General features: G+C 40.4%; 16 protein-coding genes. 8 read left to right on the top strand and 8 right to left on the bottom strand.

What is annotated here, in order from left to right; translation table 11 throughout:
* Window positions 1-356: 356 nt before the first annotated feature.
* Both ACK4HU_RS12635 and typA read right to left on the bottom strand, forming a co-directional pair.
* Window positions 357-1,250 carry a hypothetical protein gene (locus ACK4HU_RS12635; protein ID WP_409807277.1) on the bottom strand — a complete coding sequence of 298 codons (894 nt, stop codon included), beginning with the start codon at window positions 1,248-1,250 and terminating at the stop codon, window positions 357-359.
* 150 nt (window positions 1,251-1,400) lie between these two features.
* Entirely contained in the window at window positions 1,401-3,206 is a 1,806-nt protein-coding gene (typA, locus tag ACK4HU_RS12630; RefSeq protein WP_409807275.1) for a translational GTPase TypA, read from the bottom strand.
* 398 nt (window positions 3,207-3,604) lie between these two features.
* Here typA and ACK4HU_RS12625 point away from each other — a divergent pair, with 398 nt between their 5' ends.
* A complete protein-coding gene (locus tag ACK4HU_RS12625; protein ID WP_409807273.1) occupies window positions 3,605-4,264 on the top strand; it encodes a hypothetical protein in 660 nt (219 codons plus the stop codon).
* A gap of 5 nt (window positions 4,265-4,269) precedes the next feature.
* On the opposite strand, the gene ACK4HU_RS12620 is transcribed toward ACK4HU_RS12625, so the two are convergent.
* Window positions 4,270-4,923: a GDSL-type esterase/lipase family protein gene (locus ACK4HU_RS12620; protein WP_409807271.1), complete on the bottom strand. Its 654-nt coding sequence runs from the start codon at window positions 4,921-4,923 to the stop codon at window positions 4,270-4,272.
* A 432-nt stretch (window positions 4,924-5,355) separates the two neighbouring features.
* Between ACK4HU_RS12620 and ACK4HU_RS12615 the strand changes: the two genes are divergently transcribed.
* From ACK4HU_RS12615 to greB, 5 genes are all read left to right on the top strand, one after another.
* Window positions 5,356-6,471: a DUF4407 domain-containing protein gene (locus ACK4HU_RS12615; RefSeq protein WP_409807269.1), complete on the top strand. Its 1,116-nt coding sequence runs from the start codon at window positions 5,356-5,358 to the stop codon at window positions 6,469-6,471.
* Window positions 6,472-6,764: 293 nt separating this feature from the next.
* Window positions 6,765-7,016, top strand: coding sequence for a DUF6364 family protein (locus ACK4HU_RS12610; RefSeq protein WP_409807267.1), 252 nt, complete (start codon window positions 6,765-6,767; stop codon window positions 7,014-7,016).
* On the top strand, window positions 7,013-7,429 hold the full coding sequence (locus ACK4HU_RS12605; RefSeq protein WP_409807266.1) for a PIN domain-containing protein: 417 nt from the start codon (window positions 7,013-7,015) through the stop codon (window positions 7,427-7,429). The genes ACK4HU_RS12610 and ACK4HU_RS12605 overlap by 4 nt, the downstream gene beginning before the upstream one ends.
* Before the next feature lie 179 nt (window positions 7,430-7,608).
* Window positions 7,609-8,133, top strand: a complete 525-nt coding sequence (locus ACK4HU_RS12600; RefSeq protein ID WP_409807264.1) for a COG2426 family protein — start codon at window positions 7,609-7,611, stop codon at window positions 8,131-8,133.
* Window positions 8,134-8,287: 154 nt separating this feature from the next.
* Window positions 8,288-8,761: a transcription elongation factor GreB gene (gene greB, locus ACK4HU_RS12595; RefSeq protein ID WP_409807262.1), complete on the top strand. Its 474-nt coding sequence runs from the start codon at window positions 8,288-8,290 to the stop codon at window positions 8,759-8,761.
* A 261-nt stretch (window positions 8,762-9,022) separates the two neighbouring features.
* On the opposite strand, the gene ACK4HU_RS12590 is transcribed toward greB, so the two are convergent.
* The 5 genes from ACK4HU_RS12590 to ACK4HU_RS12570 all read right to left on the bottom strand — a co-directional run bounded on the left by ACK4HU_RS12590 (window position 9,023) and on the right by ACK4HU_RS12570 (window position 15,126).
* Window positions 9,023-9,256 (bottom strand): hypothetical protein, encoded by a 234-nt coding sequence (locus ACK4HU_RS12590; RefSeq protein ID WP_409807260.1) that lies wholly within the window; start codon window positions 9,254-9,256, stop codon window positions 9,023-9,025.
* A gap of 312 nt (window positions 9,257-9,568) precedes the next feature.
* A complete protein-coding gene (locus ACK4HU_RS12585) occupies window positions 9,569-9,937 on the bottom strand; it encodes a type II toxin-antitoxin system HigA family antitoxin (protein WP_409807258.1) in 369 nt (122 codons plus the stop codon).
* A 1-nt stretch (window position 9,938) separates the two neighbouring features.
* Window positions 9,939-10,235, bottom strand: a complete 297-nt coding sequence (locus ACK4HU_RS12580) for a type II toxin-antitoxin system HigB family toxin (RefSeq protein ID WP_409807256.1) — start codon at window positions 10,233-10,235, stop codon at window positions 9,939-9,941.
* A gap of 254 nt (window positions 10,236-10,489) precedes the next feature.
* Window positions 10,490-14,164, bottom strand: coding sequence for a phosphoribosylformylglycinamidine synthase (gene purL / locus ACK4HU_RS12575; protein WP_409807254.1), 3,675 nt, complete (start codon window positions 14,162-14,164; stop codon window positions 10,490-10,492).
* A 164-nt stretch (window positions 14,165-14,328) separates the two neighbouring features.
* Window positions 14,329-15,126, bottom strand: coding sequence for an alpha/beta fold hydrolase (locus tag ACK4HU_RS12570; protein ID WP_409807252.1), 798 nt, complete (start codon window positions 15,124-15,126; stop codon window positions 14,329-14,331).
* Window positions 15,127-15,306: 180 nt separating this feature from the next.
* Between ACK4HU_RS12570 and ACK4HU_RS12565 the strand changes: the two genes are divergently transcribed.
* Window positions 15,307-15,957: a TetR/AcrR family transcriptional regulator gene (locus tag ACK4HU_RS12565; protein WP_409807250.1), complete on the top strand. Its 651-nt coding sequence runs from the start codon at window positions 15,307-15,309 to the stop codon at window positions 15,955-15,957.
* A 13-nt stretch (window positions 15,958-15,970) separates the two neighbouring features.
* Window positions 15,971-17,329 (top strand): TolC family protein, encoded by a 1,359-nt coding sequence (locus ACK4HU_RS12560; RefSeq protein ID WP_409807248.1) that lies wholly within the window; start codon window positions 15,971-15,973, stop codon window positions 17,327-17,329.
* Window positions 17,330-17,351 lie beyond the last annotated feature (22 nt).

Raw genomic sequence — 17,351 nt, 5'->3', positions numbered from 1 at the left:
GGTATATGCGGCTGTGCCGCATATACCTCCCCTCCCTTTAATAACCTGAAATCCGATGGCGAGCAGCTTGCCCGCCGTGGTGGGAAGTCGAGGCCATTTTGATCTACTGGCAAAGAAGCGGATAATCAGATTAAATAATGCTAAATAGAATGAAGCTTTTACCAATTGAAGTAGATCCATAAAGGAATAAGTACATCTCCTCTAGTAAAACAAAAGGCTGTCTCGAAATGCTTCATTGTGTCAGCCTGAGCACCTGATCAACGAGAGTTGGGCAGTACGAAGGCCATTTTCTGTAAATTGGCTATATTTCGACAAATTTGACATTCGGTATTAATTCGACAGCCTCTTTAAGTTTTTTAATAGCCTGATATCCTCGGAATTTTTTTGAGCATATCACTCTCTTCGGTGATGAAGATGTAATTGTAGATTACTTTGTTCGTCTGTTCCATAAGGACGATTTGAGTCTCATCTGCTAGGATAACTTGTAATTCACCTGTTTTACTTTTGAATCCCGGGATTTTCACGAAGACCTTTCCGTCTCTTTCAGTTGCTGCGGTGATTTCAGACATCACCGGGCGTCTATCAGAATCATATTTGGTAGCAATGGCCATTTCCGGACCGAAATCATTTCTGTTGAGGCTATGAACTTGATAGTGATGCACTCGCTTCCCACTTGTCAATTCTATCAACTTTTCATTGTTGCTGGGGAAAGAATTATATGCCTGCCCAAAAAGAACAGTTTGTGTAGAAACCGCAGGTACGTTCTGATTTCCGTAAGTATTTCCTCGAGAATTGGCATTTCCGATCAATATTACATTTGCACCAGTCATAGCTGCCTCAGCCTTCATTTTGTCCAGTGACCTGTTTTTTACATTGTTCATGCTTGAAAGTGAAGTGACTCCTGTTGCTTTACTGAAGAGTTCACCCACATTTGTTAGTCCAGTGACTTCTTCGAAATTGTAAGTGACAAATACATCTTCAGCATTTTCTAAACCTTTTATTTTCTTAAAGGGACTCTCGAAATTCTCAACTCTACCACTTGCAAATTCGATCTTTTCTATTTGATGCTTACTTACGGAATAAATGGTTGACTCCTGAGGATATGTGAATTTGATTAGGTGTTGGCTGACTTCCTTAATTTGAACTTCTTTGGGCCCGTCCATCATGTGCATTACATCATTTTTGCTTTGAGCAAAAGAAAAAGTGGAAACCGAAAATAGTACGAGTAATAGTAGCAGGGATTTGTTCATAGGGTGATATTTAGTTTAGTTAATTGGACGAAAAATTGGAGCTTAGGTTTTGATCCGAAACTGAATTTCTGTTGAATGGAAACAAAAAATCCTCCAACCGTGAAGCTGGAGGATTTTGATACTATATAAACTTGCTGAAAATCATCAAGATTAAGAATCTTTTTTTGCCATTCTTCCTCTTTCATTTTCATCCAAATAAATCTTTCTCATTCGGATGGATTTAGGAGTAATCTCAAGGTATTCATCCTTTTGGATGTATTCCATGGATTCTTCCAAAGAGAATTTTTTTGCAGGAATGATTCTCACGTTATCATCAGAACCTGAAGCTCTCATGTTGGTGAGCTTTTTTCCTTTTTGAATATTTACTACGATATCGTTGTCACGAGAATGCTCGCCCACAACTTGTCCTGCGTACAAATCATCTCCTGGATCTACGAAGAATGTACCTCTATCCTGAAGTTTGTCGATTGCATAAGCCGTACAAGGTCCACCTTCCATTGCAATCAACGAACCATTGATTCGGCCTGGAATTGTTCCTTTGAATGGCTCATAAGCAGAGAATCGGTGATTCATGATCGCTTCACCTTGAGTTGCCGTCAAGACGTTGTTTCTCAAACCGATCAAACCTCTGGATGGAATTCTGAATTCCAAATGCTGAAGATCGCCCTTCGGCTCCATGATGGTCAGTTCGCCTTTTCGCTGCGTAGCAAGTTCAATTACTTTACCTGCAGTTTCCTGAGGAACGTCCACCACAAGTAATTCGATTGGCTCGCATTTCACTCCGTCAATATCTTTGAAAATTACCTGAGGCTGACCTACCTGTAGTTCGTAACCTTCTCTTCTCATCGTTTCGATCAAAATCGACAAGTGAAGAATTCCACGTCCATAAACCAAGAATTTATCTTCTGATTCAGTTGATTCAACTCTAAGTGCTAGGTTTTTTTCGGTCTCTTTGAAAAGTCTGTCTCTCAAGTGACGGGAAGTCACGAATTTTCCTTCTTTGCCGAAGAATGGAGAGTTGTTGATCGTAAAGAGCATATTCATCGTAGGCTCATCGATCGAGATTCTTGGAAGTGCTTCTGGAGTATCTGGATTGGCAATGGTATCACCGATTTCGAAATCTTCCACACCCATTACAGCGCAGATATCACCTGCCGCTACTTCAGTCACTTTCACTCTTCCCAAGCCTTCAAATACCTGCAATTCTTTCACACGCATCTTTTTGATTACGCCGTCAGCTTTGCAAAGTGCGATTTGTTGATTTTCCATGATCGTACCTCTTTTCACACGACCGATAGCAATTCGACCCACGAAGTTGGAATAATCCAAAGAGGTGATTTGCATCTGAAGTGTACCTTCGTCGATTTTTGGAGCAGGGATGTGTTCCAATATCGCGTCTAAAAGTGGGAAAATGGTATCGGTTGGATTTTTCCAATCCGGACCCATCCAGTTATTTTTTGCTGAACCGTATAGCGTGAAGAAATTAAGCTGCTCTTCTGTCGCATCTAAGTTGAACATCAAGTCAAAAACTGACTCGTGTACTTCGTCTGGGCGACAGTTTTCTTTATCTACTTTGTTTACTACTACGATAGGAGTAAGTCCAAGTGCCAAAGCTTTGCCCAATACAAATCGGGTCTGAGGCATAGGTCCTTCGAAAGCATCTACTAAAAGAATAACGCCGTCAGCCATTTTAAGCACTCGCTCTACTTCACCACCGAAATCGGCGTGACCAGGAGTATCAATGATGTTGATTTTAGCGTCTTTGTAGCGTACAGATACGTTTTTTGAAAGAATGGTAATGCCTCTTTCACGTTCAAGGTCATTACTGTCCAAGATTAGGTCTTGGAATTGTTGATTTTCTCTGAAGATTTGAGAGGCGTGGATGATCTTATCCACTAGTGTTGTTTTACCGTGATCAACGTGAGCGATGATCGCGATATTCCGAATATTCTGCATGGTTTGCCTAATTGAGGCTGCAAAAGTAAGAATTTTATTTGGGAGTAAGGTTATCGCCCTGTGAAGTTTACGATTACAAAGTGGATTTATTCTGGGTAGCGTTAAATCAAAAAGGCTTTTGTTAGATTGAATTCCTAGGGGAAATTAAGAGTATTTAAAAGTCGATTATGGCTTTTAAAAATCAAGTACCTCTGGGAAGTATAAAAAATATGTGAGTAAAGATAATTTAAAAGATGATATTTAGTTATATGTGTAATTTTTGATAATTATTTGAATATATGGGAAAAGTTGTTTTTTGTATTTGTTTTTTACTTTTCGGATTTTCTTCTTTTGCTCAAATCCAAACTAATGCACTAAAAAAAGCAACCAGGTTAGCTAAAGGGGAAAATTACAGGAATTTGAGCAATGAAAATGGGTACTACGTTTTGCCATTTTTTGGTATGCGATACGGAGTTTATTCCGATTTTCAGTTCAGCGGAAATGAGGACCTTAGTTTGTACTATGGACTGGGTTTTGGTTTTCGAAAAGATAATTTATCCTTAGAATCAGGGCTTTCATTTTTTCATCATGATTCCAGTCCACTATATCTTGAAGTGTATGGAAGATCTCTGGATGTTTCAGGGGCTGGATCGGCTAATTTAGTTTTACCATTCACTTTTCGGTACGATATTCCCACTGGAAAAGAGCAAAACATCCGAATTGGAGCATTTTTGAATCCTAATTTGGCGATTTCGGGATTAAACATTGAATCTCAAAGTAGATCAGGTCAGATCCAAACTTCAGATGGAGAATTGCTGGATTATAAAATAGAGTTGATCAAAAGGAGTCCATTTTTCTTTAAAACTGGCATTCATTCCAGAATTAGGGTATTCAAATCTTCCTTTTTGAATCTTGAGATAGGCCAGTTTTTTACTTTAAGTCCAAATCGGTTATATGAGTTTACTTTAGAGAATAATTCTCCCGAGAGAATCTCCAGGAAATGGGAAGGTTTATCCTGGACATTTGGCGGTATTTTCCCTATGAGTGTTTGGGAGAAAAAGTTTAAAAAGAAAACCTAAAGTTTTTACTTAAAATAAGGCCTAAAAATCTCTGTCCAGATCACATATCCTTTTTCATTCAGATGAAGTTGATCTTCCAAGAATAATTTAGGTCTTGGATTTCCTTCGGCATCTGTCAGTGCTTTCCAAGTATCGATAAATTCTACACCTTCTTTTGCTTTTCCATATTCTTGCAGCTTCTGGTTAAATATGGCATAGTTTGCCTTCTTCTCCCATCTAGAAGGACTGGGTTTCGCACCAATTAAGAAAATTTCTGTTTTCGGGTCAATTAATTGAAGTCGATTGACAATGTTGTCCAAGCTTGTCAAAATTTCTGCTACCGGAACGTCACTCCAAATGTCATTGTCTCCCTCGTAAATGAATACGCGGCTTGGTTCCAATCGAATGACCAAGGGAAAGAGGTGAGTTTCCAAATCCGAAGCTTTGGAACCTCCAAAACCTGTATTAAGTATATTTTGATCTGGAAAAGACGCTTGCAGTGTTTTCCACATCCGAATAGTCGAGCTTCCGGTAAAGATTGTGCTGCCACTTTCCCAACCTAGGCTGTCAAGATCAGATGATATCTGTCTGACTTCTTGTTCAAATAGTGCCGTTTGGGAAAATGCACTCAGATGTAGAAGTCCAACCAAGGACACAAGGATTAGTAGCTGCTTTTTCATTTAATTCTGTTGTGATGTGCTATAAGAACGAAAGGACTGGTTGCAATGGTAAATTGATAGAGTAAATCCCACAGATGCACAGATAAACATCCCTGCATTTGTGGCAATCTAAGTTAAAAATTTTGGTTTATCCCGGGCAGGATTGAGGTATCTATTGTTCTAAAATCATTTCACTGTTTGAAATGTGCTTGTCATGTAAAGTCAATTTTCTCTTGAACCAAAACCGTTCATCAGTTGCACGATTACGTACAACCCGAACAGATTAGGGTTTTGACCCCTTTTTATCTGGTGGTTTAGAAAACAACTTTCTGTCACAGGAAATGAGGTTTTGATCCCATTTTTGGTCCAAAGAAAGGTCTCCAAACATAAGTCCTATTTTTTGGAAGAGTTTTGGCGTTCTAATCAAAGGATCCATCCTACAATCTTCCAATCATGCAGCAAATCACCCGTTTCTTTTGGTTTTGCAGCGGTGCAAACTTTGCTCTGCTCAAACGTGCCCCAACCGAATCCAATAAGTATTTCGGAATCGGGGCAACAGTTTTCTTCACAGGAGTTTTGGCGTCGCTTTCTGCCGGATATGCGCTTTTCACAGTATTCCAATCTTTGGTTCCTGCGATTTTCTTTGGGCTACTTTGGGGTTTGATGATTTTCAATCTGGATCGATTTATTGTCTCCAGTATGCGAAAGCAGGAAAATGCTTGGGCAGAGTGGAAGCTTGCCATTCCTAGATTGGTTTTGGCTATTTTATTGGCTTTGGTGATTTCCAAGCCACTGGAATTGAAAATGTTTGAGCGGGAGATTAATCGCAAACTGGATGAGAAAAAGACAGAATTCATCACTCAGTCAAAGTTGAATTTAGCTAAGGGCTTTCCTGAGATTCAGGAATTAGAGGCTAAAATTGACACACTAAAAACTGAAGTTGCAAATGCTGAAAGGTTTCGAGACCAACTTCAAAAAGAATATGATGCAGAGCGATTTGGTGAAAAAACCTCCGGTACGAGCGGAATTGTAGGTTTGGGTACCAATGCCAAAAAGAAGGAAGCTCAGCTCGATGCAGCACAACTTGCTTTGGATGAGCTGCGCAAAAGAAATCAAGTACGAGTGGATACGATAGAAGCTCAGATTCGTGAATTTATCGCTTTGCGCCAAGCCGAATTTGAAAAGCAGCAACCCGGAATCGAAGGTTTCGATGGACTTGCTGCACGAATGGACGCATTGTCTGTTTTGACAACAGAAAGCTCAGTGATGGCGATGGCTAATATTTTTATCATTTTGCTCTTCATCGCAATTGAGACGGCACCGATCTTCGTCAAGCTGATTTCAGCTCGAGGACCTTATGATGAATTATTGGAGCTGCATGAGGAAAAAGTCAAGCTATTCAAGGGTGAAAAGTGGACTAAAGCCAAGGGCGAATCCGAGGCTAGGGTGAGCTATTTTCAGGAAACGCACTTCTATGCCACAGATCTGAACAAGGAAAAAACCAACAAAAAGAATAAGGCTCAAACCGAAGCCGAAATCGCTGAAATTGAAGAAAAGCTTAAAAATTAACAATTTTCAATGATCAATGATCAATTACCATTGAACAACATACAATGAGCATTGATCAAAATTTATTAACAGACCAAACTTGTCCGCAGAGGCGGAGAAGAGGTTCTCACCTGGTTTTTGCGATCTTCAATCCTTTTTCCAGTTAGTTACCAAGGATTGAATTGGAAGGCTTATTCTTCACATAGGGCTAGATTTCAATTATTTGTAGTAAATTCTAAATAAAATATTTGACTTTACGTATAGATTTATTTTTCTTTGCGTAGTAAATAATTTATTCATCAAATTTCTTTGTCATGGATGCTAAAATCACACTTGCTTTCAATCGAGATGTCATCGAGAAGGCAAAGGACTTCGCAGAAAGCAATAATATCAGTCTTTCCCGATTGACAGAGTATTTGTATTCTCAGATCACTTCCAAAAACTACAAATCTTTGGAGGAGCTGCCTGTTTCCGATTGGATTAATGAAGTGTCAGAAGGTCCAATTGAATACAAGAAATCTCCGAGTCGGGACAGCCTCAAAAATGAATTTTTTGAGAAGAAATGAGGATCTTTTTGGATGCCAACGTATTGGTTTCTGTGTTGAACAAAGAATATCCACTTTTCCCGATTTCTTCCAGAATCCTGAGTTTGGCTGATAAATCCGGCTATGAGCTTTTCACCTCTCCGATTTGTTTAGCTATCGCTTTTTACTTTTCAGAGAAAAAAAGCGGAACCGATTTGGCCAAAAAGAAAATTGAAATGCTGGCCTCAAAGCTGAAATCAACAACTGTCGATCAGGAAGTAGTGAGCTTGACAACCACAGATTCTCGAGTAACAGATTTTGAAGATGGGTTGGAGTATTATTCTGCTTTGAATTCATCCTGCGAGTTCATCATCACAGAAGATCATAACGGGTTTTACTTTTCGGACATTCCAGTCTTGACCTGTGATCAGTTTATGAAGGAGAAGTTGTTTTAGAAGGAATTCACTGATCAAAAAAGCTAGAATACGCTTGGATGCGGTACAGTTGATCAGGATGGAGTAGGGGGAGTAGATGAGTAGTAATTAATGGCCTCTGTAAGAACTAATGAATTCGCTAAAAACTTTCCTCAAATTATTTGAAATCCTTTTGCTCGTGAAAACGTTTTATCCTCAATTTGAAGATCAACCAATCAGTTGCAATTCCGAATTTCACTACTTTTGCTGCTTCTAATCACCACCCGATGTTTCTCGACATATTAATCGCCATGCTATGGAGCATTTCTCCTTTTGGAGAGGCGAAACTGGGCATACCTTACGCCCTCCTGAATGATATCAATATTTATTTGGCCTTCGTTCTTTGCTTTTCGGCCAATGTGCTGGTCTTTCCCATCATGTCATTTTTTTTAGACGTAGTAAACCGATATTTCATGAAATGGAAATCCTATAAAAAGGCGGCAATTTTTGTAGGTCGTAGAGCCAAAGCTGGTGCTGGCAACAACGTGAAGAAATATGGTTTTTGGGGCTTAATGATTTTTGTGCTGATTCCGCTTCCCGGTACAGGCGTGTATGCAGGTAGCATTGCAGGATATCTTTTTGGTTTGGATAGAAAGAAAGCTTTTCTAGCCAATACAGCCGGGATTTTTTTCTCATGTGTTATCGTATGGGTGACCACTGTAGTAGCCATGGGAGGGTTTAATTAATCCTCAAATTATCCTTGCGGAGGGAATAGACGGTAAACCACTGTCTAAGAGAATTTTTATTTTGGATTGGACTTGTGGAGCGTGAAAGCGTTGAGCAAAAAAGTCTCCAGTCCTTACGAAATTGTAATTTCAATAAACAACCCGATTTACAGAAATGAAGACGATGTGGATTACTCCCGAAGGTTTGGAGAAGGTGAAGGCTGAATTGGACCATCTGTGGAAGGTGGAGCGTCCGGAGACTACCCAAAAAGTCGCTTGGGCTGCAAGCTTGGGGGATCGCTCGGAGAATGCCGATTACCACTACAACAAAAAGCGGCTCCGCGAAATAGACAAGCGGGTACACTACCTACGCAAATGCCTCGATGACTTAAAGGTGATTCACTATACGCCCTATCAGGAAGGAAAAGTGATGTTTGGAGCTTGGGTTGAGATCGAGAATACAAAGGGACACAAGATACACTTCCGGATTGTTGGTGGCGAGGAGATTTTTGAGCGCAGAGACTATATATCGATCGATTCCCCTATGGCCCAAGCGCTACTAAAAAAGGAAGTAGGGGATGAGGCACTCGTTCAAACCCCTAGCATGCAGATTCTTTGGCGGATTAAAAAGATTGAGTATGAGAAGTAAATAAAAGATGATCAGTTTAGACCTTGCAAAGATTTTCATTTTACTTCGAGGTTGGGCTCAAAAATGCAATGCAAAACTTTGTTACTTTGGAATTAGATATGCCGTCCCGATGGGACTTTAAAAAATTAGCTCTGCTGATAATTTGGAGGTAGACAGAAATGCCGTAGGCCCCTAGCGATACACAGAGGGATGATTATCAAAAACTCTGGCTTACATAATTCTCAATTTCTTCCAAATCCAGATAAGCAGTCTCTGTAAGTTTTATTGTAAGGTTTGCCATTTTTCCTCCAATTTATTCTTAGCATCAAGGAGGGTCATGGTTCTGCCTTTGTCAGCATCCTGAATGCCTTTTTCTACTTTTTCTATAAACAACAGCTTTTCTACTAATTCTTCAATATTAAATTCGTCAGGCAGTTGATCTAATGTTTCTATAACTTTGTGTTTTTTCATTGTTATGCTTTTTTTCAATCTACTGGTTTTTGAATATTTTTCCAATTATGCTAATAGTTTAGTTTGCCTCTGGATGAACTTTGGCGAAAGGAGGCTAGATGTACTCCGCGATAGCAATTGGGAATAAAACTCCTTCGTGTCCAAACGAATTGTCAATTCGATTTCATCTCAGGACGATTAAATGGAATTTGCTTCCGATTACAAATCGGCTCGGATTAAATTACACTCAGTCTGGAGCCTTTGTAAACCTTAAAATTGAAATGAAATAAATTATACCTAGAGTGTTTTGAATTTCTTATGCTTCCGGATTGCGGTATATCTCAAATCCCGAACAACGAATGTCGAACACACCGAAAATCAAACCACCAAATCATAATCCGTAATGAGAATCTCGGCCGAGAGGTTAAGTTTATTGGTCAGCTTGCGTACCATCTCAATGGTGAGTTTTCTTTTACGGTTCAGAATTTCAGACACCCGATTGGTTCCGCCCATTGCTTCAGCTAGGTCAATTTGTTTGAGCGAAAGTTCTTCCATCCTGATTTTTATGGCTTCAATTGGGTCAGGAGGACCGATTTGGAAATGCTTGTTTTCATAGTCATCTATCAACAAAGCCAAGATATCTGCTTCATCACTTTCCGGACTTTCGATAGGTGCATCGAATATTTCATGCAGTCTTTTCAAGGCGACTTGATAATCAGTGTCTGTTTTAATTGGTTTTATTTCCATATTAAATTGTGTTTGCGTCTATTGAATCATATTCTCGATGTGTCCCAATGAACCGGATAAAGAGCCATTCCTTCTCATAATTTATTTTGGCTACCAATCGAAATGAGTTGCCTTTGATGTTGAAAACAACTCGACCTTCTTTCAAAATACTCGCGTTTGCGAAAGTTTCCTTCAAATCAGCCGGTTTTTTCCAAGTGGTCTTGGTTACAGTATCGTACCAGACCTTCAGGTGCTGTTCGATTTCAGGATACCGTTCCCAATACGCTCTTAATGTTCCCTTGGAAAAAATCCGCTTCACGTTTAAAGACTTTGAATGAAGTAATAATTCCCAATTTGGGAATAAAAATCAAAAGAACATAAAAAATCCCTAAGGTTGCTCCAAGGGATTGTATTGATTTGAGATTTTGAATTTATGATTTGAAATTCTTAAAATCGAAGAGGTCAATTTTATTATTCACGATTGGAGGTCAATTAGACCTCGTAAATCGTATATCGTACTTCGTAAATCAAAATACTATCGAATGTCGAATGGTGAACTCCGAACGCCGAACATTAACCCTTCGACTCCACCCACTTCCTCGCATTCACAAAAGCCTCCATCCAAGGAGTGAAATCATCATTCCGATCACTCGGATAATGCGCCCAGTTCCAAGGTTTCAAGCTTCGCTCAATATGTGGCATGATAGCCAAGTGTCTTCCGTCTTCGGATGCAATTCCTGCTGTTGCAAAGTCTGAACCGTTAGGATTTCCCGGATAAGCAGCATAGCTGTACTTCATGGCGAAGTTGTAACCATTTTCACCTTTTGGAAGGGAGAATTTGCCTTCTCCGTGTGCTACCCAAACACCAAGTCGCTGACCACTAAGCGAACCCAGCATCACAGATTTGTTTTCCGGGACGGTAACATTCACAAAGCAGGATTCAAATTTGTGACTAGCGTTGTGAAGCATTTTAGGCTTCTGATCGTGATCTGACGTGACCAAGCCCAATTCCACCATCAGCTGACAGCCGTTACACACGCCCAAAGAAAGCGTGTCAGGTCTTGCATAAAAATTATCGAGTGCTTGCTTGGCTTTTGGATTGTAAAGGAAAGCACCTGCCCAACCTTTAGCCGAACCAAGAACGTCTGAATTGGAGAAGCCACCTACGAAGACGATCATCTGTACATCTTCCAGATTTTCACGACCGGCAATCAAGTCAGTCATGTGAATGTCTTTCACCTCAAATCCTGCCAACCAAAGCGAATAAGCCATTTCTCGATCGCCGTTCACGCCTTTTTCCCGGATGATTGCAGCTTTCGCTTTTCCTTTTGTAGTTCGGAAAGGATCTAGTCCTAATCCTTCAAAACTTCCTTTCCAGCCTTCGGCAAATTCATAAGAAAGTGCCTGATTTTTATAATTGTCAAAGCGGTCTTTGGCAAGTTTCTCTCCGCTTTGCTTTCTATCTAATAAATAGGAAGATCTAAACCAAACATCACGCATTTCACCGACATTCAGATCCAAGTTTTCCAAAGAAACAGCTCCATCTAAGGTAACTTCTGCTAATTCTACAAAATCAATTTCAGCCTCTGCTAGTAGTGTTTCAACTTGATTATCATCGGCAACTTGAATCAAAATTCCTGGATTTTCTGCGAAAAGTGCTTTTACCAAATCGCTTTCCCCTAATCTTGATTCCTTTACTTTCAAACCTACTTTTTCCGAAGGAAAGCATATCTCCAGCAAAGCAGTAATGATCCCTCCAGAGGAAATGTCGTGTCCTGATAGGATCAACCCTTTTTCAATCAAATTTTGAATTGCTCCAAAAGCCGCAGCGAAATAGGCCGAATCAGTTACTGTTGGTGTTTCTGTGCCGATTTTATTCAATATCTGATAGAAAGACGATCCTGCGAGTTTTGCTCCGTCTTTTGAAAAATCGATGTACAAAACCTTGCTACCTGCCTCTGGGAAAAGTGCAGCTTTCACGGTCTTTTTGATATCAGAGCATTCGCCTACAGTAGAAATGATCACAGTCCCCGGAGAATAAACTACTTTTCCGTCAGGATATTTCTGAGTCATGGATAGCGAATCTTTTCCAGTAGGAATATTTACTCCCAACTCAATTGCAAATTCAGAAACTGCCTGAACTGCTCGGTAAAGTCGATCATTCTCCCCTTTGTTTTTAGCAGGCCACATCCAGTTGGCAGAAAGGGAAATTCCTTTCAACCCATCTGCAATCGGTGCAAAAACCAGGTTGGTCAGTGCTTCCGCTATCGCCAATCGGCTTCCTGCTTCAGGGTCTGCCAAAGCCGCAACAGGTGCGTGTCCGATGGAGGTGGCAATTCCTTTATTCCCGGTAAAGTCCAAAGCCATTACAGCGACGTCATTCAGCGGAAGCTGGATTTCCCCAACGGTCTGCTGCGTTGCAACACGACCTGTAACAGATCGATCCACTTTATTCGTCAACCAGTCCTTGCAAGCAACCGCTTCTAATTGAAGAACTTCTTCGATGTATGACTTAAGTTGCGCTGGATTGTATTCTGGTTCAGAAAATGAAGCATTACCTGAATTGTCCTCAAGGATTGTTTTTGGTGAAGAACCAAACATGTACGACAAGTTCCAGTCCACGGGCTTTTCACCTGTTTTACTGTTTTCAAACTTGAAGTGCATATCTCCAGTCGTCTCGCCGACCACATAGAATGGTGCGCGTTCCCGTTCGGAAAGTTGCTTAAGAATGTCAACATCTTTTTTGCCCACGACCAATCCCATTCGTTCCTGAGATTCGTTTCCGATGATCTCTTTTGAAGAAAGAGTGGGATCACCAATCGGCAATTGGTCAATGTGGATCGTGCCACCAGTGGTTTCGACCAATTCAGAAAGGCAATTCAAATGTCCTCCAGCTCCGTGATCGTGGATGGAAATGAACGGGTTATTTTCGCTTTCAGCCATCGCTCTAATCACGTTTGAAACACGCTTTTGCATTTCGGGATTGGAGCGTTGGATTGCGTTAAGTTCTATGGCGTTGGAGAGTTCGCCGGTATTTAAAGAGGAAACAGCCGAACCGCCCATTCCGATGCGGTAGTTGTCACCGCCCATGATGACGATTTGATCGCCTTTTGCTGGCTCGCTTTTCTTAGTGTATTTGGCATTGGTGAAGCCGACACCACCAGCCAACATGATTACTTTGTCAAATCCGTGGTGCTTTCCATCTTCCTCATGCTCAAAAGTCAAAACAGAACCAGCGATAAGCGGCTGACCGAATTTGTTACCAAAATCAGATGCTCCGTTGGAAGCCTTGATCAGGATATCCATCGGAGTCTGATATAGCCAAGGACGCTCAGCGAGATTTTTCTCCCAACTTCGACCTTTTTCCGAACGGGAATAAGAAGTCATGTAGACGGCAGTTCCAGCCAAAGGAATCGATGCAGTCCCGCCAGCCAAACGATCTCTGATTTCTCCACCGGCTCCAGTTGCTGCGCCATTAAATGGTTCAACTGTAGTGGGGAAGTTGTGAGTTTCAGCTTTTAGGGAAATGACGGTATCGATCTCGCGAGTTTCAAAAAAGTCAGCTTGATGCTGCGTTATTGGGGCGAATTGCTGTGCCTTTGGACCAGTGACGAAAGCCACATTGTCTTTGTAAGCTGAGGCGATTCGATTCGGATGCTTTTTGGAAGTTTCTTTGATGAGTTGAAAAAGTGTCATCGGTTTTTCTTCGCCATCAATGATAAAAGTACCATTGAAAATCTTGTGTCGACAGTGCTCAGAATTCACTTGCGAAAAGCCAAAAACCTCTGAATCGGTCAATGGACGACCTAATTGTGTTGAGACATTATCAAGATAATCGACCTCTTCCTGACTCAGCGCGAGACCTTCGGATTTGTTGTAGGTTGCAATATCAGTGACAGCTTTGATTGGTTCGGGCTGGAGATGTATATCAAAAATCTCCTGATCCAGTCCATCGTAGATTTTCTGAAGCATCGGATCGATTTGATCGCCTTCTGCTTTTGGTAAAAACTCTTCGATTCGCTGGATTCCCAGGATTCCCATGTTCACGGTGATTTCCACGGCATTGGTGGACCATGGTGTGATCATCTCTTTTCGTGGTCCAGAATATTTCCCTGCCAGTTTTTCTCCCTGAATCGCTTTGGCTTCGCCAAAAAGCCAGATGAGTTTTTCGATGTTTTCAAGTGAAATTGGCTGTGGGGATTGAACTCCGTAAACGAGTTTCTGGGGTGATTCAAAGAAGAAAATCATGTCCTTGGGCTGGTAAGTCGCAAAGGTAAGGATTTGGGGGATAGATTGGGGAATTGAAGTATTGAAAGATTGAAATTGTCAGGTGAAGGATGTCAGATGACCGATGTTTAGTTAGCCAAATGACCACAAGATTTTTTCCAGAATTTTTATTTGAGCTTTCAGCCTTAACGTTCGCCCATCAAATACTCAACTGCTGCTTCAATCAATTGTCCATGACCGACGGGAAGTTCAACGTTTTTCAAATGCGGTATTTTTTTACTGAATCGATCAAGATTCTCTGCAGTCACCATTTTGTCATGGCTTCCAATAAATAAGGTAATCGGTGTTTGATGATTTCTGGCTAATCGAATGATCTGCCCGAGGTGTAGCTGAATACCTCCAAAAACTTTCCAGACGAAATAGGCTTGAGCACGGTGAGATCGTGTTTCGAGCTGGGTTTTTACAAATTTGACAAAGCTTTTTTCTACCAAACCAGCGGAATTTAACCCGTCAATGATTCCAAAAAATCGATTAGGCTTGAAAATCATCCTTTTAAAAACGGGATGAATAAAGTTGGGATAATTTGTCATGCTATACCAAAGGCCTGTTTTGATTCCATCAGGGGCTAGAAGTGTGAGGCTTTTGACTTCGTTTACAAATAGCTCATAAGTGAGCATTGAAAACTTGCCTCCCATGCTGTATCCTATTAAGTTGAACTGTGTAAAGTTCTCCTTTATTTGAAGCATTCTTATAATTTCTACCCAAGTAGCGCGATCTAAATTTTTTAGAGAATCAAACCATTGACTGCGTCCATGATAAAACATGTCGATGAATAGAAAGCACTGATTTGGCATTCTTATTTCATCAAGGGGGAGCATATCCTGATGATTTTGCCCAAAACCATGGAAAATCAAAAACATTTCGGGACCAATCCCCTTTTTTTTGTAAACAAGTTTCCCCTTGGGGTGGATTAAATATTCCATGAAGTAAAAATTTATATTTCGAAGTTATAGAAAATGGGAAATATCCTAGATTCATTTTTTATACAAACGAATATTATTTTGTTAAAACCGGATAAAATCGATTTATGCACGATTTCGAACATGATAATTTTGTCTTAATGAAATAATAATCTGGAAAAAACTTAAGAAACTTTGAACAATATGAAAGTTTCCATAGTTTTGTCCGAAATTCAGAAAAGGAAATTGGAGACGAGAAATAGAATTTTAGAGATAGCAACCGAGCAGTTTTCGAGATATGGTGTCAGAACAGTGACGATGGAAGATATTGCCCGACTAGCTGGAGTATCCAAAAAAACTGTTTATCAAGAGTTTGCAGATAAAAAGGATTTGGTAAAAGAGGCGTTTGAGAAAATTCTGGAGGAAGATCGAACCAAGCTGGCATACATTCTAGAAACGGAAGATGGTGTGATCGAGCACTTGGTGAAGACATCCAAAATGATGCGAGAAAGAATGAAAAACATCAACCCGATGGTAATCATGGAGATTCAAAAATATTTCCCTGAGGCTTGGAGAATGTTTGAGGATTTCAAAACTCGAGTAATCATGAATGACATTGTAAATGTCATCGAAAAAGGGAAAGAATTAGGGTATTTCAGAATGGAAATAGATTCTGAGATTTTAGCGAAAGTCCGTGTCAATCAAATAACATCTGCCTTTGAACCCAGCAATTTCACAGATCCTAATTACAATTTCGCAGAAGAACAAGTGGTCCTGATGGATCATTTTCTTCATGGAATTTTTACAGAAAAAGGCCGTTTGGCCTATGCCGCTCAGCAAGCAATAGAAAATTGAAAACTAACCGTCTATGAATAAGAGCCTTTTAACAGTTATAATGTTTTTTCTCGTTCTTTCAGGCATTCACGCTCAAGAAGTAGCCCAACTCACCTTGAACGAATCGATTCAGTATGCCATAGAAAACAATGTAACGACCAAAAACGCCCGTTTGGAAACTTTAATTTCCAAAGCAACAGTAAAGGAAACCACAGCTCAGGGACTTCCGCAAGTTAAGGGATCCTTCAATTTGGACTATAATCCCCAGATTCCTGTGGTATTTCTTCCTAATCAGCCTCCCTTTGGAGATCCCACAAATCCATCTGATGTAATTCCCGCTCGATTTGGTGTGAACTATTCCTCTGGAATTGGTGTGAATGTGACACAGATGATCTTTGACGGATCATTTTTCGTGGGACTTCGTGCCGCCAAAACTTTGACTCAGTTAACCAATTTTGATTTGGCCAAAGCAGAAAATGATGTGATTGAGACTGTCAAGAAAGCCTACTTTGGGGTTTTGGTCAATCAAGAGCGAATTCGACTTTCGCAATCCAACCTTGCAAGAATTGATTCCTTGCTGAAGGAAACTAAGGCACTTTATGAGGCTGGTTTTGCAGAAAAAATCGATGTGTCAAGAATTCAGGTGCAGCGAAACAACACTTACTCACAAGTGGCACGCAGTCGTACAGCATGGGAGATCAGCAAAGAAATTCTCAAAATTCAGATGGGAATGCCTTTGAACGTGGATATTTTGATCACAGAAACACTGCAGGACTTGAATCCTCAGGAAAATCTTAGTCGGCTTTTGGTAGAAGAAGGTGATGGTCGTGTGGAGCTTGATCAGATAAAAACTCAGATCGAACTGGTTCAACTTGATATCAAGAATAATACCTCGCAATACATGCCGACTATTGATTTTGTCGGAAACATGAGGCGAAATGGTGCTGGAAATAGCTTTAACACAGTCTATGATAGCCGAAACTGGTTTGGGAGTTCCTTATTAGGTATAAGTATGAACGTGCCGATTTTCGATGGTTTTGCCAAAAGTGCCAGGATTCAAAAAAATCGTCACCAGATTAATCAGCTCGAAAATCAGCGGTTTTATTTAGATGATAATTTCAAAAATGAAATTTTTGTAGCCAAAGCTAACCTCAGAAATGACCTCACCCTACTTGAAGTCCAACAAGAAAATCTTGCTTTGGCAAGAGAGGTTTTTGACATAGCAAAAATCAAATACCAAGAAGGCGTGGGATCCAATTTGGAAGTAGTGGATGCTGATGGTGCCTTGATCGAGGCCGAGATCAACTATTTAGCAGCCTTGTATGACGGATTAATCTCTAAAGTAGATCTTGAAAAAGCCCTAGGACTTCTAAAGTCCGATTTGAATAACTAAACCAACTCTTTATATCTCATTC

This window comes from Algoriphagus sp., from assembly GCF_046296635.1.
In the GTDB taxonomy this organism is placed as follows: Bacteria; Bacteroidota; Bacteroidia; order Cytophagales; family Cyclobacteriaceae; genus Algoriphagus.
The sequence above is the reverse complement of the archived record's forward strand: the minus strand, read 5'-3'. Positions and strand labels throughout refer to the sequence as shown.